At 74.4% G+C, this 23,286-nt stretch carries 13 protein-coding genes; 4 read left to right on the top strand and 9 right to left on the bottom strand.

Translation table 11 applies throughout. The features are described from left to right. Positions 1 to 9: 9 nt before the first annotated feature. The 4 genes from EIY87_RS44070 to EIY87_RS44055 form a co-directional block, all read right to left on the bottom strand. On the bottom strand, positions 10 to 1,029 hold the full coding sequence (locus EIY87_RS44070; RefSeq protein ID WP_125316013.1) for an AMP-binding protein: 1,020 nt from the start codon (positions 1,027 to 1,029) through the stop codon (positions 10 to 12). Positions 1,030 to 1,108: 79 nt separating this feature from the next. Beyond that, a complete protein-coding gene (locus EIY87_RS44065; RefSeq protein ID WP_158641460.1) occupies positions 1,109 to 2,971 on the bottom strand; it encodes an AfsR/SARP family transcriptional regulator in 1,863 nt (620 codons plus the stop codon). A gap of 94 nt (positions 2,972 to 3,065) precedes the next feature. Further along, positions 3,066 to 6,050 (bottom strand): type I polyketide synthase, encoded by a 2,985-nt coding sequence (locus tag EIY87_RS44060; RefSeq protein WP_125316008.1) that lies wholly within the window; start codon positions 6,048 to 6,050, stop codon positions 3,066 to 3,068. Next, complete coding sequence (locus EIY87_RS44055) at positions 6,047 to 7,873, bottom strand: non-ribosomal peptide synthetase (RefSeq protein WP_125316006.1); 1,827 nt, start codon at positions 7,871 to 7,873, stop codon at positions 6,047 to 6,049. The genes EIY87_RS44060 and EIY87_RS44055 overlap by 4 nt, the downstream gene beginning before the upstream one ends. 430 nt (positions 7,874 to 8,303) lie before the next feature. On the opposite strand from EIY87_RS44055, the gene EIY87_RS44050 reads away from it, so the two are divergent. Further along, the gene (locus EIY87_RS44050) at positions 8,304 to 9,821 is read left to right on the top strand and encodes an AfsR/SARP family transcriptional regulator (RefSeq protein WP_125316004.1); all 1,518 of its coding nucleotides are present in this window, start codon (positions 8,304 to 8,306) and stop codon (positions 9,819 to 9,821) included. A gap of 304 nt (positions 9,822 to 10,125) precedes the next feature. On the opposite strand, the gene EIY87_RS44045 is transcribed toward EIY87_RS44050, so the two are convergent. The 5 genes from EIY87_RS44045 to EIY87_RS44025 form a co-directional block, all read right to left on the bottom strand. Continuing rightward, positions 10,126 to 13,164, bottom strand: coding sequence for a non-ribosomal peptide synthetase (locus tag EIY87_RS44045; protein WP_125316002.1), 3,039 nt, complete (start codon positions 13,162 to 13,164; stop codon positions 10,126 to 10,128). After that, the gene (locus EIY87_RS44040; protein ID WP_158641459.1) at positions 13,161 to 16,214 is read right to left on the bottom strand and encodes a non-ribosomal peptide synthetase; all 3,054 of its coding nucleotides are present in this window, start codon (positions 16,212 to 16,214) and stop codon (positions 13,161 to 13,163) included. The genes EIY87_RS44045 and EIY87_RS44040 overlap by 4 nt, the downstream gene beginning before the upstream one ends. 357 nt (positions 16,215 to 16,571) lie before the next feature. Beyond that, positions 16,572 to 16,898, bottom strand: a complete 327-nt coding sequence (locus tag EIY87_RS44035) for a hypothetical protein (RefSeq protein WP_125315998.1) — start codon at positions 16,896 to 16,898, stop codon at positions 16,572 to 16,574. A gap of 33 nt (positions 16,899 to 16,931) precedes the next feature. Then, positions 16,932 to 17,726, bottom strand: coding sequence for an SDR family NAD(P)-dependent oxidoreductase (locus EIY87_RS44030; protein WP_125315996.1), 795 nt, complete (start codon positions 17,724 to 17,726; stop codon positions 16,932 to 16,934). Between the two features lie 4 nt (positions 17,727 to 17,730). Then, the gene (locus EIY87_RS44025; RefSeq protein ID WP_125315994.1) at positions 17,731 to 18,531 is read right to left on the bottom strand and encodes an alpha/beta hydrolase; all 801 of its coding nucleotides are present in this window, start codon (positions 18,529 to 18,531) and stop codon (positions 17,731 to 17,733) included. A 139-nt stretch (positions 18,532 to 18,670) separates the two neighbouring features. Between EIY87_RS44025 and EIY87_RS44020 the strand changes: the two genes are divergently transcribed. The 3 genes from EIY87_RS44020 to EIY87_RS44010 all read left to right on the top strand — a co-directional run bounded on the left by EIY87_RS44020 (position 18,671) and on the right by EIY87_RS44010 (position 23,244). Further along, positions 18,671 to 19,633: a LysR family transcriptional regulator gene (locus EIY87_RS44020; protein ID WP_125315992.1), complete on the top strand. Its 963-nt coding sequence runs from the start codon at positions 18,671 to 18,673 to the stop codon at positions 19,631 to 19,633. Positions 19,634 to 19,726: 93 nt separating this feature from the next. Beyond that, a complete protein-coding gene (locus EIY87_RS44015) occupies positions 19,727 to 21,700 on the top strand; it encodes a hypothetical protein (RefSeq protein ID WP_125315990.1) in 1,974 nt (657 codons plus the stop codon). A 2-nt stretch (positions 21,701 to 21,702) separates the two neighbouring features. Next, the gene (locus EIY87_RS44010) at positions 21,703 to 23,244 is read left to right on the top strand and encodes a hypothetical protein (RefSeq protein ID WP_225440402.1); all 1,542 of its coding nucleotides are present in this window, start codon (positions 21,703 to 21,705) and stop codon (positions 23,242 to 23,244) included. The last annotated feature ends 42 nt before the right edge of the window (positions 23,245 to 23,286 follow it).

Here is a 23,286-nt window from a genome sequence, read left to right as displayed (position 1 = left end):
TCGGCCGCATCACGGGGTGCGGGCGTGGTCATCGGTGCGGCCGACGACTTCGAGGCGGCCGTCGGGCAGGACGCGTGCCAGGTCGCCCGTCCGGTAGAGGCGGGCGCCCGGCTCGCGGGCGAACGGGTGCGGGCCGAACAGCTCGGCCGTCAGCGCGGGACGGCCCAGGTAGCCGCGGCAGACCGTCGGGCCGCCCACGTACAGCTCGCCCACCGCGCCGCACGCCACCGGCCAGAGGTCGGCGTCGAGGACGTACACCTCGACCGCGGGCAGCGGACGCCCGGCCGTGACCGCGATCGACGTCGTTTCCGGTGCCCCGCAAGCCGAGGGCGGCCGGTCGGGCAGCCACGGCGGGTCGGTGCCGGGTGGGGGCAGCACCACGGCGCCGCCGCTGGTCAGCGGGCCGAAGATGTCGCCGACGACGGCGTCGAACGTGCTTCCGGCGAACCGCGGGTGCCCCGGCCCGCAGCGGCTGCCGAGCGCGGCGAGGAAGGCCGTCACGCACCGGTGCTCGACCATCACACCCGGCCGCCCGGCCGCCGCCGACGCGTACACGACGCACGCCAGGTCTTCCGGCCGGGCGCCGGCGGCGGGCGGGCCGTCGCCGGTCGGGACGGCGGCCGGCTCGTCCACCAGCACCACGGGACCGGCGTCGCCGGGCAGCAGGCGGGCGAGGTCGGTGCGGGTGACCACCAGCGCGGCCCCCGCGTCGCGGAGCACCACGCCGAGCCGCCGGGACGGGTGTGCGGGCTCCAGCCCGATGTAGGCCGCCCCGGACTTCAGCACCGCCAGCAGGGCCACGACCAGCTCGGGCGACCGGTCGAGGAGCACGCCGACGTACCCGCCCCGCCGGGCCCCGCGCTCGCGCAGCCGGGCGGCCAGGCCGCGAGCCGCCTCGTCGAGTTCGGCGTAGGTCCGCGCGGTGCCCCCGTGGCAGACGGCGACCGCGTCCGGGGCCGCCCTCCGCCGGCGTTCGAAGAGGCCGTGGATGGTGTCCCAGCCGGGCGGGTGGTCGTGGGCACTGATCATGGCTGGCTGGTTACCTTCCTGCGGCGCGGCCGTGGAACCCACCTTCGCCGAGTGCTCTGACGCCCCGCTGACGGCGCCCTCACGCGCCGTCGCCGGTGCAGACCGCCTGCAGCTGCCTGACCTCCCCCGGCCCGGCCAGCTCGGCCGCGACCAGCCGCACCAGCGTGGACATCCGGTACCGCCCGTCCCGCGGCGCGCCGAGCAGGTGGACGTCGGCGAGGGTGTTGAGGGCACCGAGGACGCGGGGCACCGCGAGCCCGCTGTGCGCGGCGAGCTCGCGCGGGGTCACGCCGTCGTGCGGCCGGGCCCCGAGCAGCCGGAACACCCGCCGCGCGTCCGCCGACGCCAGCCGGTCGTACCCCGCCCGGATCCGGGCCCGCAGGGTCAGCCCGCCGAAGGCGAGCTCGTCGAGGCGGCGCTGCTCGTCGAGGAACTGGCCGGCCAGCGCCTGGAGCGGGAGGTCCGGCCGGGCCGCCAGCCGCGCGGCCACGATGCGGATCGCCAGCGGCAGGTTCTCGCAGAGGCGGACGACGGTCCGGGCGGCCGCCGGTTCGGCGTCGACCCGCCGCGGGCCCGCCGTGCGGCGCAGCAGTTCGAGCGCTTCCTCGTCGCCCGGGACGTCGAGGGTGTGGTGCGCGGATCCGTCGATCACGGTGAGCGCGCGCTTCCCGGTCAGCAGCGCGGCGGACGTGCCCGCGCCGGGCAGGAGCGGGCTGACGTCGCCGAGGCAGGCCGCGCCGTCCACGACGACGAGCACGCGCCGGGTGGCGAGCGCCGAGCGGAACACCGCCGCCAGCTCCTCCTCGTGCGCGGGCAGCGCCGTGACGCCCAGCATCGGGAGCCAGCGCCGGAGGATCTCCGCCGGCGCCGGGGTGTGCCCGGGGTCGGCGTGCAGGTTGGCGTAGAGCTGGCCGTCGGGGAAGCGCGGGGCCAGCCGGTGCGCCGCGTGCACCGCGAGCGTGCTCTTGCCGACCCCCGCCGGGCCGCTGAGCATCCCGACCCGGCCGGCGCCGTCCCCGTCGAACCAGCCGCAGACGGCGGCGAGTTCGGCTTCGCGGCCCACGAAGGTCGAGGTGTCGCGGGGCAGCTCGGCGGCAGGCCGGATCGACCCGGCGCCGCGCTGGCGCGGCAGCTCCGGCGACCGGAAGCCGCCCGCGCGCCCGGACAGGATGTCCCGGTGCAGCTGGCGCAGTTGCGGTCCCGGCTCGATGCCGAGGTCCTCGCGCAACCGGGTGCGGGCCCGGCCGTAGGTCGCGAGCGCGTCCGCCTGGCAGCCGGTGCCGAGGAGCGCGACCATCAGCAGGCCCCACAGCCGTTCGCGGTAGGGGTGCGCGGCCACCAGGGTTTCCAGCCGCGGCACCAGTTCCGCCTGCCTGCCCAGCGCGAGCGCGGCCTCCGCGGCGTCCTCCGCCACGGCGATGCGCAGGTCTTCCAGGCGCTGGGCGTCACCCTGCAGCGCCGTGGCCGACACGTCGGCGAAGGCGGGCCCGCGCCACAGGTCCAGGGCGTCCTGCAGGGCGGCGTACCCCTCGTCGAGGCGCCCGGCCTTGACCGCCGCGCGCCCCCGCGCCGACAGCCGCTCGAAGCGGTGCAGGTCGAGCGCGCCGTCGGGCAGCAGCATCCGGTAGCCACCCGGTTCGGTCACCAGCGCGGTGTCCGAGTCGAAGTTCAGGGTCTGCCGCAGCCGGTAGACGTAGGCCTGCAACGTGTTCTTCGCCTTGCTGGGCGGCGCGTCACCCCACAGCTGGTCCTCGAGCTCGTGCACGGGCACGGTCTGCCCGGCACGCAGCAGCAGGACCGCCAGCACGGTCCGCTGCTTGTCGGCGGCGATCTCGACCACCCCGGCGCCGTCCCGCACCTGGAGGCAGCCGAGGATCCGGAACTCCATCATGCGAGCGGCGCCGGCGGTGAGCCGGCGGACGAGCGGACACGGCGACGGCACGAACGATCCATGGTTCCCCCAGCGGTTCCCGGTCTCAGCCGGATCCATCATCACGGCGGGGGCTGAACGCTTCGCTGAACAACACCTGCTTCCGTCAGGCTTCCTCGCGGAGGCGGTCCTCGACCTCTTCGGGCGACATTTCCGCGATCTCCGCGATCAGGCGGGCCACCAGCTCCGGATCCCGCGGACCGTCTTCGGCGGCGGCGAGGCCGTTTTCTTCGAGCAGCGCGACGAGTTCCCCAGGCGTCTGCGCGACGTACAGCGCGTCGCCGGGCAGCTGCACGCCGGTCTCGTCGGCCAGGCGGGCGACGATCCGGGCGGCCAGCAGCGAATGGCCGCCGAGCTCGAAGAAGTTGTCGTCGAGCGCGACCCGGTCCACGCCGAGCAGGTCGCGCCAGACGCGCAGGACGATCTCGGCCGGGCCGGCCGGCGCCACCTCGACGGGTTCGGCGGGCGGAAGCGCTTCCGGCGCGGGCGTCCCGGCCGGCTCGATCCAGTGCCGCCGCCGCTGGAAGGGGTACGTCGGCAGCGGGACGCGCGACCACGGCCCGCGGCGCCACGAAGCCCAGTCCACGGGCGCGCCGGCCTCCCACAGGCGGCCCAACGTCCGGGCGAGGTAGGCGTCGTCGGCGTCGCGCTCCGCACCGGGCAGGCCGCCGATCGCGACCCGGTCGTCACCGGTCTTGCCGACGAGCGAGCGCAGCGTGGCTCCCGGACCGACTTCGAGCAGCACCGACGGCGGGCCGCTCAGCAGCCGCTGCACGCCTTCGTGGAAACGCACCGGGGAGAGCAGGTGCCGCACCCAGTACTCCGGGTCTTCGGCCTCTTCCGGGCGGATCCAGTCGCCGGTCAGGTTGGAGACGAAGGGGATTTCCGGCGGTTTCGGCGCGGCCGCGCGCAGCAGCGGCCGGAACCGCTCGGCCACGCCCGCCATCATCGGCGAGTGGAACGCGTGGGACGTCCGCAGCCGCCGGCAGGTCACGCCGTCCGCGCGCAGCCGTTCTTCCAGCGCCGCGACGGCGGCCACCGGGCCGGACACCGCGCACAGCTCGGGGCCGTTGACCGCCGCGACCGCGACGTCGTCGCCGAGGAGCGCGAAGACCTCGTCGGCGGGCAGGTTGACGCTGAGCATCGCGCCGGGCGGCTGCTCCTGCATCAGCCGGGCGCGCTCGGCGACCAGGTCGAGCGCGGTCCCGAACTCGAAGCAGCCGGCGAGCGTCGCGGCCACGTACTCGCCGACGCTGTGCCCGATCATCGCCGACGGCGCGAGCCCGAGTTCCGCCCAGAGGCGCGCCAGCGCGTGCTCGACGGCGAACAGCGCCGGCTGGGTGCGGGCGGTCCGGGCCAGGACCTCCGCGTTCCCGGCCGGGTCCCCGGCGTACAGCAGGCCGCGCAGGTCGAAGTCCAGCCGCTCGTCCGCGGCGTCGATCCAGCCGCGGAAGGTCTCCTCGCTCTCGTACAGCGCGCGGCCCATGCCCACCCGCTGGGCGCCCTGGCCGGGGAACATGAAGACCACGTCGCGATCGCGGGCGTCCGCGGCCGCCGGGCGCACCGCGGCCAGCGCGTCGACCGCCGAGCCGACGTCCGCGACGGCGATCGCCACCCGGCGGCGCAGCGGCGTGCGGCCGCTCTGCAGCGTGGCGGCGACGTCGGCGAGCCGGGCGTCCGGCCGGTCCTTCAGGTGCTCCCGCAGCCGGGTGGCGAGTTCGAACAGCGGCTCGTCCTCGCGGGCGGACAGCGGCAGGACTTCGTACGCCCGTCCGCCCCGCGGCGAGCCGGGCGCCGGCGCGGGCGGCGCTTCCAGGACCAGGTGCGCGTTGGTCCCGCCGATGCCGAACGAGCTGATCGCCGCGCGCCGGTGGCCCTCCCACGGCACCGGCTCGGTGACCAGGCGGAACCGGCTGCCGTCGAGGTCGATGTCGGGGTTCGGCCGGGTGAAGTGCCTGCTGGGCGGCAGCACGCCGTGCTCCACCGCCAGCACCGCCTTGATGAGCCCCGCGATGCCCGCCGCGCCGGACAGGTGGCCGACCTGCGCCTTCAGGGTGCCGAGCGTGCACGGCGGCCCTTCGCCGCCGAACGCCTCGGTCAGCGCCTCGAACTCGATCGGGTCGCCGAGGGACGTACCGGTCCCGTGCGTCTCCAGGTACGTGATCGTGCTCGGGTCGACGCCCGCGACGCGGTGCGCGGCGCGGATCACCCGCACCTGCCCGTCGACGCCGGGCGCGGTGAAGCTCATCCGCCGGGCACCGTCGTTGTTCACCGCCGAGCCGAGGATGACGGCGTGGACGGTGTCGCGGTCGGCGAGCGCGTCCGCGAGGGGCTTGAGCACGACCACGCCGACGCCGTTGCCGAACACCGTCCCGTCGGCCCCGGCGTCGAAGGGCAGGCAGCGCCCGGTCGAGGAGAACACCGAACCGTTCGTGTACTCGTAACCCTCGTACTGGGGCACGTGCACCGTGACCCCGCCCGCCAGCGCCATTTCGCACTCGCCCGCGATCAGCGCCTGGCAGGCCATGTGCACCGAGACCAGCGAAGACGAGCAGGACGCTTGCACGCTCAGGCTGGGCCCGCGCAGGTCGAGGTGGTAGGAGACGCGGGCCGCGAGCATGTCCTTTTCGGTCGCCAGCAGGAACTCCTGCGGGCTCGTGTGGTCCAGCGCCCCCGGCGTTTTCAGGACGTGCGAAAGCAGGTAGGCGTTCTGGCTGACGCTGGCGTAGACGCCCACCGGCGCGCCTTCGGTGCGGGGCGCGTACCCGGCGTCTTCCATGGCGGCCCAGGCGCATTCCAGGAAGATGCGCTGCTGCGGGTCGAGCAGGGCGGAATCCCGGGGCGTGTACCCGAAGAGCCCGTTGTCGAAGTGCTCGACGCCGTCGAGCACGCCGTGCACGTGCCGGTAGCCGGGCCGCCGGGCCACCTCCGGCGCCACCCCGGCGGCGATCGACTCCTCGGCGGTGAACGTGGTGACCTGCTCGCCGCCGTCGAGCACGTTCTCCCAGAACCGCGCGACCGAGGCGGCGCCGGGGAAGCGGCCCGCCATGCCCACGACCGCGATCTCGAGCCCGGTTGGCTCCGCCGTCATCGCTCGCCCCCGCTCATGGCGGCGCGGCGGCGGTCGCGGGCGGCCGCGGTGAGCCGGTTGCGGCCGCGGCCGTCACCCGCCTCCGCCGCCGGGCCGCCTGCCGCTTCGAGGTGCCGCACCAGCAGGTGCACGGTCGGGTTGCGGAAGAGCGTGACCATCGAGATCTCCCGTTCCATGGTCTGGACCAGCCGGGCCCGCAGCCGCATCAGCAGCAGTGACGTGCCGCCGATGTCGAAGAAGTTGTCGTGCGGACCCACGTTGTCGTGGCCGAGGGTCGCGGCCCAGGCGGCGGTCACCTGCTCGGCCAGCCCCGCGCCGGGCGCGCCCGGCCGGTTCGCCGCCCTGGCGAAGGGATCCGGCAGGGCGGCGCGGTCGACCTTGCCGTTCCCGTTCAGCGGCAACGCGTCCAGCACCACGATCGCCGACGGGACCATGTGCTCCGGCAGCAGCCCCGCCGCGAACGCGCGCAGCTCCGCCGGGGTGATCCCGGCTCCCGTCACGTAACCCGCCAGCCGCCGTTCGCCACCGGCGCCGTGCGGCACGACGACCGCGCGCGTCACCCCCGGGTGGCGGTCGAGGACGGCGGCGACCTCCCCGGGTTCGACGCGGTAGCCCATGATCTTGACCTGGTCGTCGGCGCGGCCGACGAACTCCAGGTCTCCGCCGGGCGAGCGCCGGACCAGGTCGCCGGTCTCGTACATCCGTCCCCCGGGTTCGCCGGGACACGGCGTGAAGGCGGCCGCGGTCGCGGCGGGCGCGCCGAGGTAGCCGCGGGCCACGTTGCCCCCGGTGATGCCGAGCGTCCCGGTGACGCCGTCGGGGACCGGCTCGCCGTCCGGCCCGAGGACGTGCACGCGCACCCCGCGGAACGGGCGGCCGAGCGGGATCGGGTCGGGAACCTCGGCGGGGACGGGGTAAGCGAGCATCGAGACGGTCGTTTCGGTGGGCCCGTAGTGGTTTTCGACGGCCAGGTCCGGCCGGGCGACACGGATCCGGCGCACCAGCGCGGGCGTCAGCGGCTCGCCCGCGCAGATCAGCAGGCGCCGCGGCAGCACGCCGGCGAGGGCGGCGCCGTCCCCGCCGGCCAGCGCGGCGAGGTGGCTCGGGACGAGCTTCACCGCGTCGATCCGGTGCCGCGCGAAGTAGTCCGCGAGCGCGCCGGCATCGACGGCCTGTTCCCGGGACAGCACGTGCAGCCGGCCCCCGGTGGTCAGCGCCGCGAACACGTTGGTGCTGCCCAGGTCCGCGGAGAACGTCGACAGCAGGGCCCACGACCACCCCGGCTCGATCCGCTCCGCGAGACCGGCCAGGTAGTGGGCGTACTGGCGGTGCTCGACCGCGACGGCCTTGGGCGCGCCGGTCGAGCCCGACGTGAAGAGCACGTAGCACAACGCCGACGCGGGCACGGGCGGCCGCGCCGGTCCCGGTTCGCCGTCGCACTCCCCCAGTACGACGACCGGCCGATCGGCGACGCGGTCCGCCAGCTCCCGAGTCGTCACCACGGCGACCGCGCCCGCGGCGGAAAGCAAGGCACCGAGCCGGGAACCGGGCAGTTCGGGGTCGAGCGGGAGGTAGGCCCCGCCCGCCCGCAGGATGCCCAGCATGCCCGCGATCATCGCCGCCGACCGCGGCACCAGGAGCCCCACCGGCCGGTCCGGTCCCGCGCCGAGCGCCGCGAGCCGCGCGGCCACCCGCTCCGCCCGGTGCTCCAATTCGGTGTAGGTGAGGTCGCCGTCCGGCCCGGTGACCGCGATCTTCGACGGGGCCGCCCGCGCCTGCGCGGCGATCAGTTCGTGCAGCGTCGTTCCTTCGGAGGCTCCCATGAACGCAATCGTCGTGCCGCACACTGACTTTGCGCTGAACCGGCGGTACCCCGCGCGGCACTGGGATGATCGGGCGACGGCGGTGCATTCCTTCGAGTGAAGATCGTCCGCCACCCGGTAACGGTGTGGAATAGGGCGGAGAACGGTCGTCAGTGACTAGATCGAATCGTTCCGCTACAGTTGCCGGGGCTGCCCGAGGGCACGCCGGCACCGAACCGGGGACTGGTGCCACCACGCTACTTCTGGGGGTTGACGACCGTCATGGGCATTACGAGTGCCTTGGTGGGCAACGGGAAACGGGCGATGCGCGCAACCGCCGGAAAGCCGCGGTGACGACGCCCACCCGGAAATCCGGCTCGAGCCCGACGGCGCACCACCACATCGCGCGGCCCCGAAATCCGGTTCCGCGCGGCCGAAACAGGGGAGACTGATGACCGTCCACGTCCTGGGACCCGTCGAGATCACCAAACATGGCGCACCAGTACCGGTCAGACGGCGGAAACAACGCCTGCTCCTCGCTCTCCTCGCCACCCGCGCCAACCAGCTCGTCCCCCTGTCGCGGATCATCGACGTGCTGTGGGAGCAGGAAGTTCCGAAAGCGGCGCGCAACCAGGTCCACGTGCACGTCGCGGCCGTGCGCCGGGCGCTCACCGCGAGCGACGGGGATCCGGCGGCGGTGGAGACCTGCCCCACCGGCTACGTGCTGCACGCGCCGCCCGCCGACGTCGACCTCGTGCGGTTCGACAACGCCGTGGCCCGCGGGGAAACCGAGCTGTCGGCCGGCCGCCTCGCCGAAGCCCGCCGCCTGTTCCGCACCGCGCTGGCGGCCTGGCGCGGCACCGCGCTCGACGGGCTGGAGGGCCGGTTCGCCCACGCCGAATCGGCGCGGCTGGAACAACGCCGGCTCCGCGTGCACGAACACCAGCTGGACATCGGCCTGACGCTGGGCCGGTTCGCCGACCTGGTCCCGGAACTGGCCGGGCTGCTCTCGACGCATCCCTTGCACGAAGGGTTCCGCCGGCGTTACATGCTCGCGCTCTACGGTGCCGGCCGGTCCGCCGACGCGCTCGCGGCGTTCCGCGACGGCCGCCGCGTGCTCGGCGACGAGCTGGGCATCGAGCCGACCCGCGAGCTGCGGGACACCGAGGTCGCGATCCTGCGGGCCACCCCGGTCGAGGAGCTGGTCGGAGCGCTGCCACCGGCCGCCCGCCGGGAGGACGGCCCCGACTGGGCGCCCCGGCCCCGGCCGCGCCAGCTTCCCGCGCAGGTCAACCACTTCGTGGGCCGCGCGGAAGTGCTGGCCCGGCTCGACGACGTGGCCGGCCGCCGCCGCAGCCCGGTGCTCGTCACCGGACCCGGCGGCATCGGGAAGACGGCGGTGTGCACCCGGTGGGCGCACGCCAACGCGGCCGGCTTCCCCGACGGCGCCCTGTACATCGACCTGCGCGGGTCCGGTCCGTCGCCGGTCGAACCCGCCGAAGCGCTGGGCCGGGTCCTGCGCGCGCTCGGCACCCCGGCCGGCCGGATCCCCGACGACGTCAACGAAGCGGCCGCCGACTTCCGCTCGCTGCTCGCCTCGACCCGCACGCTGATCCTGCTGGACGACGCGGCTTCGGCCGCGCAGGTGCGGCCGCTGCTGCCGGGCACGCCGTCCTGCCGGGCCCTCGTGACCAGCCGCCACCGCCTGGACGACCTCACCGTCCGCGACGGCGTGGAGCCGATCCGGCTCGACGCGCTCTCCGCCACCGAAGCGGGCGACCTGCTCGCCGCGATCGCCGGCCGCCGCCGGCTGCACAACGAGCCGACGGGAACGATCGCCCGCCTGGCGGCCGCCTGCGAGTACCGGCCGACCGCGTTGCGCGGGGCCGCGCTGCAGCTCGCCGAACGTCCCGAGCTGCGCATCGCCGGGTTCCTCCGTGAACTGCTGGCCACGCCGAGCTTCCCGTAGCGCGGCCACGAAGGAAGCGGACACCGCCGCTCGCCGACCACGTGCGTCACTTCGCCCCTCCTGCGCGTGTTCCGCCGGGGGCGGCCATCCCGGCGAGCAGCAGCCCACACGCCGTCTCCGCCGGCGCCGCGCCGCCGTGGCCCGCGGCCACGCGGACGGGAACGCCCCGAGCTGCGCATCGCCGGTTTCCTCCGGAAACCGCTCCGCACACCGGCCTTCCCGCAACACGACCCCGAAGAGAGCGGTCACCGTGCCCTTCAGCCGCTCGGCCAGAGGGAATACCGCCCGTCGCCGTCGACGTGCGTCACTTCGCTCCCCCGCGGGTTCCGTCGGGGTCGGCCACGATCCCGCCGAGGGCGGCGAGCAGCAGCCCGGACGCCGTCTCCGCCAGCGCCGCGCCGCCGTGGCCCGCGGCCACGCGGACGGACAGGTCCCACTCCGGCGCCGCGGGGCGCCGCGAGACGGTCATCGAGAGCGGGAAACCGTTGCGGTCGCCGAACCACCACTCGTGCGCGCGGATCGCCCGGACGTCGTCGACCCCGTCGTAGGCGCGGAAGTCGGCGTAGTTGAACAGCGCGTCCGGCGGGCCGAACCCGGTCGCCGCGCGGAGTTCGCCCGGGGGGAAGTGCCGGTGCGGCAGGTGCGCCCGCTCGGCTTCGAACGCCGCGCGGACCAGTGCGCGCGGCGGGCCGCCGGGCAGTTCCAGCCGCAGCGGGAGGGTGGTGACGAACATGCCGACCACGGCCTCGGCGCCGCTGTGCTCCGGGCGGCCGTTGCTCACCAGCCCGGTGAGCACGTCGGTGGTCCCGGTCAGCTCGCCGAGCATGCGGAGGTGGGCGGCGAGGTACACGGACTTCGGTGGCACGCCGGTCTGGACCGCGAGCCGGCGCACCTGTGCGGTCAGGGACGCCGCCAGCGGCAGGGTCAGGGTCGCTTCCGCGTCGCCCGTCCCGTTGGTCCACAGTGGAACGGGCGAGTAGCCGTCGAGCGCGCTCTTCCAGTACGCGGCGGTTTCGGGGTCGGTGGCCGCTTTCCGTTCCAGCACGACGAAGTCGCGGTAGCGCGCCGCGGGCGGAGCGGCGATCGGCGCGCTCCCGCCGAGTTCGTGGTCGTAGGCCTGGAGCAGGTCGGCCAGCACCACGGCGAAGCTCCACCCGTCGACCACCGAGTGGTGCACCGAGACCGCGAGGTGCCAGGTGCCGTCCGCGTGGCGCAGCACGTGGCACCGGGCCAGCGGCGCTTCCGCCAGGTCGAACGGCCGCCGCCACTGCTCCGCCCACCACTGCTCGAGCGCTTCGGCGGGCCCGGCCGCCGCGGGCGCGTCCAGCAGGGTCAGCGGGATCGGCGCGGCGGCGTGCACCTGCTGCATCGGCTCCGCGTGGCCGACCAGGTCGAACGACGTGCGCAGCAGTTCGTGGCGGCCGGACACCGCGTCCAGCGCGCGGCGCAGCGCGCCCTCGTCGAGCGGTCCCGACAGCCGCACGGCGCTGAGGTCGTGGTACAGCGTGGGATCTTCGGTGATCTCGCACTCGTAGATCAGGCCGACCTGCAGGAGCGACGCCGGGTACACGTCGTCGTCGGACGCGGGTTGCGGGGCGCTCTCGGCGGCACCGTCCACTCCGGACGCGATCAGCCCGGCGATCGTGGGGTGCTGGAACACGCCGTGCACGCTGAGCGCGATGCCCGCCTCGCGGGCCTTCGACACGACGCGGATCGCGGTCATGGAATCGCCGCCGAGCGCGAAGAAGTCGTCGTCCGGGCCGACGTGGCCGACGCCGAGCACGCCTGCCCAGATGCCCGCGAGCACCTCGGCCGGGCTGCCGGTGGCGTCCACTGTGGATTCCTCGGCGCGGCCTCCCCGATCCCGCAGTGCCGCGCGATCGAGCTTCCCGTTGGCGGTCAACGGAAGCGCGTCGAGCGCGGTGATGGTGGACGGCACCAGGTGCGCGGGCAGCACCCCGGCCAGCGCGGCCCGCACCTCGCGCGGGCCGGCCTCGGCGACGACGAAACCGGCCAGGTGCGCTTCGCCCTCCTGGTCGTGCTGGAGGACCACGGCGGCGGCGCTGACGCCGGGCAGCCCGGTGAGCGCGGCTTCGATCTCCGCGGGTTCGACGCGGAAGCCGCGGAACTGGATCTGGTCGTCGACGCGGCCGAGGAACGTCAGCTCGCCGTCGCGCACGGCCGCGAGGTCGCCGGTGCGGTAGCGGCGCCCACCCGGCGGGCCGGCCGGGTCGGGCACGAACCGGTCCGCGGTCAGCCCGGGCCGACCGAGGTAGCCGCCCGCGACACCGGCGCCGCCGACGTAGACCTCGCCCGGTTCGCCCGGCGGGACGGGCCGGAGGTCCGCGTCGAGGAGGCTGACCCGCAGGTCGTCCAGCGGCGCCCCGATCGGGCTGCCCGCACCGGCGGTGTCTTCGCGGGTGAGCGGCCGCGCGGTGACGTGCACCGTGGTTTCGGTGATGCCGTACATGTTGACCAGCCGCGGCGCGCGGTCGCCGTAGCGGTCGAACCACGGCTCAAGCGCGGCCGGTTCGAGGGCCTCGCCACCGAACACGACCAGCCGCAGCGCCGTGTCCGGCCAGCCGGCCGCCGCGGCGGCGCGGATCAGCTGCCGGAAGGCCGACGGGGTCTGGCTCAGCACGGTGACCCGCTGCTCGGCCAGCAGCCGCCAGAACGCCTCGGGGTCCCGGCTGACCTCGTAGGGCACCACGACGACGCGGCCGCCGTGCAGCAGCGCGCCCCACAGCTCCCACACCGAGAAGTCGAAGGCGTAGGAGTGGAACAGCGTCCAGGTGTCGTCCTCGGTGACGCCGAACTCCGCGCGCGTCACCTCGAACAGCCGGGTCACGTTGGCGTGGCTGACCACGACGCCCTTGGGCCGTCCGGTCGAACCGGAGGTGTGGATGACGTACGCGGTGTCGTCCGGGCGGACGGCCGCCGGCTTCGTCTCGGCGGCCGCGGCGCCGTCGTCGAGGGCGACGAACGGGACGCCCGGTACCCGGTCGGCGAACCGGCGCTGCCCGGTGACGACCGGGCAGCGGCAGTCGGCGAGGACGAACCCGAGCCGGTCGGCCGGGTACCGCGGATCGAGCGGCACGTACCCGCCCCCGGCCTTGAGCACCCCGAGGAGCGCGACGACGAGGTCCGCGTCGCGGTCGGCGCAGACGCCGGCGAGCACCCCGGGGCCCACCCCGGCGGCCCGCAACCGGCTCGCGAGCCGGTCCGCCGCTTCGTCGAGCTCGCGGTAGGTCAGCTCCCGCCGTCCGTCGGTGACCGCGATCCGGTCCGGCGTGCACCGGGCCTGGGCGGTGAACAGCTCGTGCAGGCCGCTGCTGGAGGTCATCGGACCGGTGCCCTTTCTGCCGGAGTCGCGGTCGTGGGCGCGGTGCGGAACACCGGCGTCCGGGGATCGGCGGCCAGCTCGGCCAGTGCCCGCAGGCACTCGTCCAGCAGGTGCTCGGCGCTGTCGCGGTCGAAGAGCGCGGTGGCGTATTCGAGGTCGAGCACGAGCCGGTCCGGGCGCCGGTAGGCCTGCAGGTTGAGGTCGTACCGGGTGGTCCCCGGGTTGACCAGTTCGGCCGAGACTTCGAGGCCGCCCTTGGCGAACTCGTAGAACTCCAGGTCCTGGTAGGCGAAGACGGCGTCGAAGAGCGCGTTGCGGGCCGGATCGCGGGCGATGCCCAGCCGCCTCGCCAGCGGCTCGGCCGGGTGGTCCGGATAGGACAGTGCGGCGGCGCGGCGGTCGTCCAGGTCCCGCAGCAGCCCGCCGAGGTCACCGCCCTCGGCCGGTTTCGCGCGCAGGCCCACGACGTTCGCGAACATGCCGACCACCCGGTCCAGGTCGGGGTGGGCGGTGCGCCCGCTCGTCGGGGTGCCGATGACGAAGTCGTGCTCCCCGGTGCGCCGCGCGAGCGCCGCGACGTACGCGGTGAGCACCGCGGTGAACGGTGTCGTGCCGGCCTGCCGCGCGGCCTCCTCGACGCGGGCGAGTTCGCTCGCGGGCAGCTCGCGGCGGGCCACCGCGCCCGCGGTCGCCCGCCGGGTACCCCGCGGACGGTCGAGCGGCAGGTCGGCGGTGGGCGGCCCGGCGAGTTCGGCGAGCCAGAAGGCTTCGGCGGCCGGGTCGTCCCCGCGGTCGTGGCACCACTTCGCGGCCCCGGCGAAGCTCGGGGCCGGCGCCGGCTCTTCGCCGAGGTAGAGGTCGAGCAGGTCGGCGACGAGCACCCGCAACGAAAGGCCGTCGAGCACGATGTGGTGGGTGTCCAGGTAGAGGTCGTGGCCGCCGGGTCCGGCCGGGACCAGCAGCGCGCGCAGCAGGGGCGGCGCGTCGAGCCGGAACGGGCGCACGAACCGGGCGGGCACGTCCGGGACCGGCGCGTCGAGCACCTCGAAGGCGACGCCGGTGCCCGGTGCAGCGACCTGGCGCACCCCGCCTTCGGCGAGCACGAAGGTCATCCGCAGGGCGTCGTGCCGTCCGGCCAGCGCCCGCACGGCCCGTCGCAGGCGGGCGGGGTCGAGGGGCCCGCGCAGCCGCAGCCGCACCGGCACGTTGTAGGCGACGGAATCCGGATCGGCCGCCCAATGGGCGTAGAGCGCGAGCTGACGCGGGTGCAGGGGCACCCGCGTACCCGGTGCCGGTTCGGGGATCGGCGGCGCGTGCCCGGTCGCCGCGCCGTCCAGCGCCGCGGTCATCCCGGCGAGGGTCCGGGCGCGCAGCGCTTCGGCGTAGCCCAGCCGGACGCCGAGCCGCCGGTCCAGCTTGCCCAGCAGCGCACCGAGCTTGAGCGAGCTGCCGCCGATGGCCAGGAAGTCCTCGGCCGGCCCGATGGTGTCCGCCGGCAGGCCGAGCACTTCGCCCCACAGCTCGGCGAGCCGTCCCTCCGCTTCGGTGTGCCGGACCTTGGCCCGTGCGGCACCGGGCGCGGGCAGCCGGGCGGTGTCGACCTTCCCGTTGACGTTCAACGGAAGCCGGTCCAGCCAGAGGAACTGGTCGGGCACCAGGTAGTCCGGCAGGGCCGCGGCGAGTTCCGCCCGGACGGCGGCCTCGTCGGTGTCCGGCGCGACGAGGTAGGCGACGAGCCGCTTGTCCTGCACGGTGTCGCCGACCGGCTGGGCGTACGCGTCGCGCACCCCCGGCACCGCGTACAGCGCCGTGATCACTTCGGCGATCTCGATGCGGTGGCCGCGGATCTTCACCTGGCCGTCGACCCGGCCGTGGAAGTGCAGCAGGCCGTCGGCGTCCTGGCGCGCCTGGTCGCCGGTGCGGTAGTAGCGCACGCCGTCGACGTCGACGAAGCGTTCGGCGGTCAGCTCGGGCCGGTTGAGGTAGCCGCGCGCGACGCCGGACCCGCCGGTGCAGAGCTCGCCGATCACCCCCGGCGCGACGGGCACGCCGTGTTCGTCCAGCACGAGCACCGTGGTGCCGCCGAGCGGCCTGCCGAGGGGAACCGGCCCGCCGGGCTCGGCGTCGATCGGGTGGACGGTGGTGAAGATGGTGTTCTCGGTCGGCCCGTACGCGGCGTGGAGGGCCAGGCCCGGGGAGTGCGCGCGCACCAGCTCGAGGTGCCGCGGCGACACGACGTCCCCGCCGGTGAAGACCTTGCCCAGCGGCGCGAAGATCGCCGGTTCGTCGTCGACGAGCTGGTTGAACAACGCCGACGTCACGAACGCCCAGGTGACCCGGTGCTCCCGCAGCGCGGCGGCGAACCGCACCGGCACGACGACGGTCTCCGCGCCGACGATGCACAGCCGCGCGCCGTTGAGCAGCGCGCCCCAGATCTCCATGGTCGCGGCGTCGAACTCGAGCGGGCTGGCGTGCAGGACGTGGTCGTCGGGCCCGAAGGCCAGGAACTCCGGCTCGCGGACGACGCGGAAGATCCCGGCGTGCTCGATCAGCACGCCCTTGGGCTTCCCGGTGCTCCCGGAGGTGAAGAGCACGTGCGCGAGCGGCGATCGCTCGTCCAGCGGCGGCGGCGCCGTGACGCTCTCCGTCCCGCTCCCCCACGCCTCGACCCGGGAGAGCCCGGCGACCTCCACCCCCTCCGGCGCCACTGCCTGGACGAGGCCGGCGTCGGCGGCCACGACGATCCCGATGTCGTTGTCGGCGAGCAGTTCCCCGATCCGCTTCCCGGGCGCCGCGGGACTGATCGGCACGTAGGCACCCCCGGCCAGGGTGATCCCGACCGCGGCGACGACGGCGTCCACCCCGCGCGGGAAAGCCATGCCCACCAGCGTTTCCCGCGTCACCCCGAGCCGCTGCAGCCCGGCGGCCACCGCGGTGGCACGGTCCGCCAGCTCGCGGTAGGTGAGGGTGGTGTCACCACAGACCGCCACGGCGTCGGGCCGCTCGCGGACCTGGTCGAGGAAGCATTCGTCGAGACGGAGCGAACCCACGGACCCCCCTGACTCCGGCATGTCCCGAAGTATCGGGAGGGGGTGGCAGCGGATCCCTGAACACGCCGCTGAACGCGATCGACCAGGCGAGGGTGGGCCGGCTCCTGCGCCTGAACCGTAACGACCGCGGCGACGAGCAGCATGCGGGCAGCCGCACTCATCACCTCTGCCCTCGAATTCACTGCCTGTCTTGGTCGACCTCTTCAGGGAGCACCGCGGAGAGCACCTCGCGAAGGCGAGGAAGATCGCTCGCGGCGCACCTGGGTGGTTCGGTGGTCAGCACGCGGAAGGTGCTGCTCCCGCTGATCATCGCCCGCACCGTGCCGTTCGGGAGGCGCTCGACCAAGGGCGGTGACGTCAGCCGCGGTCCTGGTGCTCCGCGCCGGTGCTGAAGTGGCGGTCCAGGTACTCCTCCGGCGGCAACGCGCTGTCGCGCAGCAGGGAAAACACCTCGCTGCCCGGCGTCAGCTCCTTCTCGCCCGTCGCATACCCCTGGGCGAGGCCGAGGTACTCGATGCCGGCCCGGGCCGCGTACTCGTGGGCGTCCGCCTCGGCGAGGGACAGTGCCTCGTCGAGGTCGGGCGCACGCCACAGGGTGATGCGCTCTTCGTACGGTTCTTCGCCCGCCTGCGTCCACCGGAAGACGCAGCGCACCGCGAACCATTCGTCGGTTTCGTCCGTCACCGCTCCCCCGTCGCCGTTGGCCCGGCGGAGATTTTAGTGCGTTTCGGTGGTGTACCCGCCGTCGAGGGTGAACGTCGCGCCCGTGATGTTGCCCGCCACCCGGTCCGCGGCGAGGAAAGCCGCCAGGTTCGCGACTTCCGCGGGCTGGGTGAAACGGCCGGTCACCGCGTGCGAGGCCGCCTCGTCGGCCACCGCGCCGGCGGTCGCGCCGGAGCCGGCCGCGACCGTCTCCGCCACGCCGCCGGTGCCGAGCCACAGGTCCGTCGCGACCGGGCCCGGGTTGATCGCGTTGGCGCGGACGCCGTGCGGGCCGAACTCCTTCGACACCGACTTCGTGAAGTTGACCAGCGCCGCCTTCGCCGCGCTGTAGTCGATGACGCCGGGGTCGGGCAGGTGCGCGTTGATCGAGGCGATCGTGACGACGCTGCCCCGGCCCGCGGTCACCATCGTCGGCAGCGCGGCCCGCGTGGCGCGGACCGCGCTCAGCAGGTTGAGGGTGATCGACCGGGTCCACTCCTCGTCGGTGACCAGCAGGAAGCCGTTCGGCCGCGGGGTGACGGCGCCGACGTTGTTGACCAGGATGTCGACGCGCCCCAGCTCGTTCAGCGCCAGCTCCACGAGCCGGCCCGGGCCGTCGGCGGTGCCGAGGTCCACGGCCAGCGCGTGCGCCTTCCCGGCCCGCGTGAGCTCCTCCAGCTCGCGCCCGGGCTTGCGGGCGCCGGCGACGACGTGGACGCCCTCGGCGACGAGGGTTTCGGTGACGGCGAGGCCGATGCCCCGGCTGGCGCCGGTGACGACGGCGACCCGGCCCGCGAGGTCCAGTTCCACGGGCTCAGACCCCGTGCTCGCGCAGCCAGGCGAGCACGGCGTCGGCGACGTCCCGCCAGCCGCTGTCGATGGTGAGCGAGTGGCCGCGCCCCTCGAACTGCTTCAGCTCGGTGACGGCGGTGGAGTCGCGGTACTGCTTGAGCGTCGAGCGGGTGACCACGTCCGGGACGGTGTGGTCCGCGGTGCCGGACACCAGCAGGAGCGGGCCGCGGTCTTCGCGCCGGGTGTCGACCTTCGCCTCGGAGTGCAGCACGAAGTTCGCGGCCGCGGCCTGGAACAGCGGCCGGGCCGGTGACGGGATCGTCCAGCGGCGGTGCAGCTCGGCGGACTCCTCGTCGGTCAGCGCGTTGCCGAAGCCGAACCGGAACTCCTTCTCCGTCAGCGACACCGCCCGGTGCAGGTTGGCCGGGTTGCCCAGCGCCGGCAGGCCCGCGCGCAGCTGCGCCAGCGGGAGCGGCAGCACGCCCTTGATCTGCGCCGGGTCGATGGCGACGCCGGCCGCGCCGATGCCCTGGCCGAGCAGCTTCTCGGTGATCAGGCCGCCGAAGGAGTGGCCGATGACGACCGGCGGCCGGTCGAGGCCGTCGATGATCGAGGCGAAGTGGTTCGTGGCGTCGTCGATGCCGACGTCCGCGACGGCGTCCGGGTTCGCCCGCGCCGCCTCGACGGTTTCCGGCTCGTGCGGCCAGCCGGGCGCGACGGGCGCGTACCCGGCGGCCCGGAAGTGGTCGATCCAGGGGATCCACGACGTGGCGTGGAGCCACAGACCGTGGATGAACACGACAGGGGTGCCCGCGGCTGCCATCGGATCCTCCGGGTTTTCGGGACGGCGTCTCCGGCACGAGCCAACCCGATCCGGGCCGGGCCGTCCAAGACCTGGTGCGTGCGCATCGATAGCCGCAGTGGCATCGTTGGCGCTCCACTCCCTCGCGCGGAAGGCCCGGATGGACCTCGACCTCAGGCTGGTGCGGTACTTCGTCACGGTCGCCGACGAGCTCCACTTCGGCCGGGCCGCCGCCCGGCTGTACATCAGCCAGCCGGCGCTGTCCAAGCAGATCCGCCGGCTCGAGGCCGAGGTCGGGGCGCCGCTGCTGGTGCGCGACAGCCGCCACGTCACCCTGACACCGCGCGGTGAGCGGTTCCTGCACCTCGCGCGGCAGCTGCTGGCCACGGCCGGGCAGATGCTGCGCGAACCCGCGCCGAACCGCCTCCGGGTCGCGCACATCTTCGAGCTGGACACCAGCCGGGTGGTCACCGACGCCTACCTCGCGGCCCACCCGGGCGTCGAGGTGGTCCAGAGCCAGATGGACAGCGCCCGCCAGCTCGCCGCGCTGCTCGACGACCACCTCGACGTCGCGATCCTCCGCGTCACGACCGCGTTGCAGGCCGAGTACCCGGCGGGCTGGCGGCACACGCCGCTGCGGCTGGAGCCGTTCCGGCTGGTCGGCAGGCCCGGCGACCCGGCCCGGGCGTCGGTGTCGATGCACGAGCGGCCCCTCGAGGTCTTCGCGGACGGGCCGGGCACGGCGCTGTACAACGTGCACGGCCACTACCTGAGCTCGTTCGCCCGGCACACCGGGCTCGCCCTGCGCTGGCTGGGCAACCCCGGCACCTTCGACCACTGCCGCGCCGCCCTCGGCCGGGCGCCCGACAGCGCGTTCCTGCTCGAATTCGACAGCTACGCCCGCCGCTACCCCGAGCACGGGTTCCCGGTGCACCGGCCGAAGGAACTGCAGCCGGTGTACCCGTGGTCGCTGGCGTGGCGCGACGGCGACGAGCCGGAGCCCGTCCGGGACTTCCTGCGCGTCGCCCGCGAAACCGCCGAGCGGCACCGCTGGCTGCGGCCCGAGCGGGCCGGCGGCGCGCCGCTGTGGACCCCGCCGGAAGACCTCTCCGCCACCCCTTAGCTCACCAGACGAAGATCCAGCCTCCCCGCCCCGATCGGCCTAAGATTCGGCGTCCGCACGTATCACGGCTCCGCACCTCCTACTCTCAGTGGTGTGGACGGCATCGACAGTCTCCGGCACGCCATCGAAACGATCCCCATCCCCGGCGCCCCGCCCCGGCTGTCGCGGCAGGGGGCCGCCGTCGGGCTCGCGCTCCTCGACACCTCCTTGCGGCTCAACCACGTGCGGCGGCTGACCGAGCGGCTGACCGTCGTCGAGCACGGGACCGCGCGGCGCAGCACCGAAGTCGACGTCAGCCTCAAGCTCCTCGACGAAGGACAGCGCCAGGCCACCGCGCAGCTGCAGGACCTCATCGGGCAGGAACACGGCGGGCGCGCCACCGAGCGGCCGGCGCGGCAGCGGTCGCTGTGGGTGCCGCTGGCCCGGCTGCCGCGGCGGGACGTCTCGCCCGTCGACGTCTTCGACAGCTCGGGCCAGAAGCTGCCGCGGCTCACGCAGCACGAGGCGTCGCGGCTGGTCGCCGCCGGGCTCTACCGGTTGCTGCGCGGGATCCTCGGCAGCGACGAGAACGCCCAGACCGCCAAGCACGAGCTGAACACCTTCCTGTTCCAGGTGCACGAACCGCGCTGGCTGATCCAGCAGGCGCTGCTGACGCTGCTCACCGAGCGGAACCACCCCGACGAGGAGTTCGCGCTGGCGCCGTCCGGTGGCACCGTGCCCGGGTACGGGCGGCAGTGCCGGGAGCTGGCGCTGGGCATCCTCGACGGCTGTGCCGAGCTGCTGGTCGAGTACGCGTACCTGCTGAACGTCGCCGTCCGGGACTACATGCTCGTGGTGGCCCTCGACGATTCCGTGGAAGAACACCGGCTCAGCTACGAAACGCCGCTGCACGTCGACGCTCGGCAGCCCCTCGCCAAGGAGCAGTGGCGCCGGCTGGCCGCGAGCCGGCGCGGGTACGTCGTGAGCTACCAGACCATGATCCCGGCGACGCTGAAGTCCTACCACCTGGTGGCCCGGACCGCGCCGGAAGCCGAGATCTCGCGCATGTACCTGTCCACCGACGCCGATCAGCACCAGGTCGAAGGCCTCGCCGAAGACCTCGGGTCGCTCGCCGAACGGCAGGACGCCGCCCCGCTGCAGGAAGCCGACGGCGCCCGGCACAAGATCCTCGAGCTGCAGGCGCAGACCGTGCTGCGGCGGCTCGCCGACCTGCTGCGCCGCCGCAAGTGGGAGGCAGGCCAGTCCGGCGTCGAACTCTCGCCGCGCAGCCTGCCCGCCTGCCACCGGCTCGCCGCCGCGGCCACCACCGGCGAGGCCGTCCGGACGGGGACCAACGAGCTGGACAACTCGCTGCGGCGGCACCCGGAGTTCACCGCCGCGAACCTGCGCGAGGCCGCGCGCGAGCTGACCGACCGCGAGTTCGGCCAGGACCTCGTGCTGGTCAACGGCATCGCCGACAACGAGGCGCGCGCATACTGGCGTCGCTCCGGCGGCCGCGACACCCGTGGCGACCACGTCCGGGTGCGCGCGACGCTCGTGCTCCGGGACTCGACGAAGTCCGGCCCGCTCAACGTGACCTTCTACGCGCTCGCCGTCGCGACGGTGTCGTTCGTGATCGGGTGGCTGCTCGTGGGCAGCCCGTGGCCGTACGGCCGGGAGGCCACCAAGGCGCTCGGGCACATCGGCGACGGCCAGTCCGTGATCACCCTGTTGCTGCTGCTGCCCGGTTTCCTCTACAGCCGCCTGTCCCTGCCCCCGCGCCGCACCGTGCTCGGCTACCTCGGGACGCTGCCGCAGGCCCTCGTCCAGCTGAGCATCGCGGCCATCGCCGGGTTCGCCGCGACCGTCGCGACGCAGAGCCGGGGCGAAGTCGTGCAGGTGGCGCTGACGGTCGCGGTCGGGCTGCCGGTGCTCGCCGCGCTCGTGCTGTTCGGGCAGGCGTCCTGGCGCGAATCGGCGATCCCGCTGTCGCGCATCGGGGCGCCGCGGTGGGCGGGCGCCGGCGCCTGGGACCGCCGCCGGCCGCTGGAAGCCGATGTCCGGTTCGACTCTTCGGGGGGATGGTGAAGATGCGCGGCCAACGGGTCTCCGTGCGCAACGTCGCCGATCTGGCGCGCGCCGGTTTCGAAATCGCGCGGCAGCCGCTGACCAAAGTGGACTTCGAGGTGCACCACGCGATGGCGCGCCACGGCTACCTGCGCGACCTGGTGACGGCGAACGCCGGCGACGCGGTCTTCCTGGAAACGCTGTGCTCGGCCACGAACGGCGCCGGCGTCGTGATCGGCACCCGCACCCGCAAGCCGCTGGACGGCACCGAGATCGTCGAGCACGTCGACGGCAGGCAGCCGGCGGAACGCCCGGAGGAGAACGACGGCGGCTGGGTCTTCCACCAGACGACGTCGCCGAACCCGACGTTCATCTACGAGTCCGAGCAGACCTTCGAAGGCCTGATCTCGATCGACCCGGCGGCGCGCGAAGTCTGCGAGTGGCACGGCCTCGCCGTCCGCGACCTGGTGCGGGAGATCTCCGACGCCGCGGCCGCGTTCATCGACGCGCCGCTGCTGTCGCTGCAGTGCCCGGCGCAGCTGCCGCTGGTCGTGAAGACCCGCAACCACGACCTGCGCACCCGCAAGGAGATCGCGTCGCCGTGCGCGTCGCTGGCGGTCCGGTTCGCGATCGCGCTGCGGGACGTGTCCGCGGCCGCGCGGTTCGAGCTGGCCGACCGGTTCCGCGAGCTGTGCGAGAAGCACGGCTACAGCTTCTGGCTCGCCGACACGCGGCCCGGGCACCGGCAGGGCAACTGGTTCGAGGTCTCCCACGCCGACGGCGAGTTTTCCCCGCTGTACAAGGGCGACCTGCGCTCCCGCCAGCGCATCGGCAGCTGCCTCCCGGTGACCTTCGTCGGCCCGGCCCGCGTCGGCTCGACGCACGCGATCGTCTCGTTCCTGCAGCGCTACCCGCAGGTGGGCGTGGTCGGCTGCGCCGGCACGACGCTGTCCGACGTGGCGTTCGTCCACCTCCAGCTGTCGGTCCACGGCGTGGCCGCGGACCGGCTGAACCGCATCCTGACCAAGCTGCTCGGCGAGCCGTCGACCCCGGCCCGCCCGCAGAAGCTGCTGCGCGAGCTGTTCAAGCGCCTCGGCCTGCCCCCGGACCCGGAGGACCCGCCGGCGACGCCGACCGACCCGACGGCCGACTACCAGACCTTCGCCGGCCCCGCGTTCGCCTACCGGCCGTTCCAGATGCCGGACTGCCTGGCGGTGTGGGTGTCGTGGGAGATCGCCCGCCAGCACCAGGGCCTGGCGGCCCCGCTGGACTGCCTGTACCGCGCCCTGAGCCAGGTCGCGTCGGCGGGCGACCTGGCCACGGTGGAGTACCTCATCTGCCGCGCGACCGAGCAGTCGGTGATCCGCGGGAAGGCGAAGCTGGCGGTGCCGAAGTCGGTCCTGCGCCAGTTCGCTTCGGGCGGCGTGGAGCTGCCGGCGTCGAAGCTGTGCGCGATGGTGGAGGAGGCGTGGAAGGCCCAGGTGGACCGGTCCGGGGTCGACGGCGTCAGCGAACTGACGGTCGCGTGGCGCGAGTCCTGGCTCGGCCACTGGACGTACTCCTGAGGTCGTGAGTGTTTAGGGCGGTTCTAACCGCCCTAAACACTC

It is taken from the genome of Amycolatopsis eburnea, from assembly GCF_003937945.1.
Taxonomy (GTDB): domain Bacteria; phylum Actinomycetota; class Actinomycetes; order Mycobacteriales; family Pseudonocardiaceae; genus Amycolatopsis; species Amycolatopsis eburnea.
This window is presented reverse-complemented; position numbering and strand designations above follow the sequence as displayed.

What these genes read in the sequence shown, in the direction of transcription:
- EIY87_RS44060 (WP_125316008.1), bottom strand. Translation starts at nt 6,050, where the DNA reads ATGACGGCGGAGCCAACCGGGCTCGAGATCGCGGTCGTGGGCATGGCG.
- EIY87_RS44050 (WP_125316004.1), top strand. Translation starts at nt 8,304, where the DNA reads ATGACCGTCCACGTCCTGGGACCCGTCGAGATCACCAAACATGGCGCA.
- EIY87_RS44070 (WP_125316013.1), bottom strand. Translation starts at nt 1,029, where the DNA reads ATGATCAGTGCCCACGACCACCCGCCCGGCTGGGACACCATCCACGGC.
- EIY87_RS44045 (WP_125316002.1), bottom strand. Translation starts at nt 13,164, where the DNA reads ATGACCTCCAGCAGCGGCCTGCACGAGCTGTTCACCGCCCAGGCCCGG.
- EIY87_RS44010 (WP_225440402.1), top strand. Translation starts at nt 21,703, where the DNA reads ATGCGCGGCCAACGGGTCTCCGTGCGCAACGTCGCCGATCTGGCGCGC.
- EIY87_RS44055 (WP_125316006.1), bottom strand. Translation starts at nt 7,873, where the DNA reads ATGGGAGCCTCCGAAGGAACGACGCTGCACGAACTGATCGCCGCGCAG.
- EIY87_RS44025 (WP_125315994.1), bottom strand. Translation starts at nt 18,531, where the DNA reads ATGGCAGCCGCGGGCACCCCTGTCGTGTTCATCCACGGTCTGTGGCTC.
- EIY87_RS44020 (WP_125315992.1), top strand. Translation starts at nt 18,671, where the DNA reads ATGGACCTCGACCTCAGGCTGGTGCGGTACTTCGTCACGGTCGCCGAC.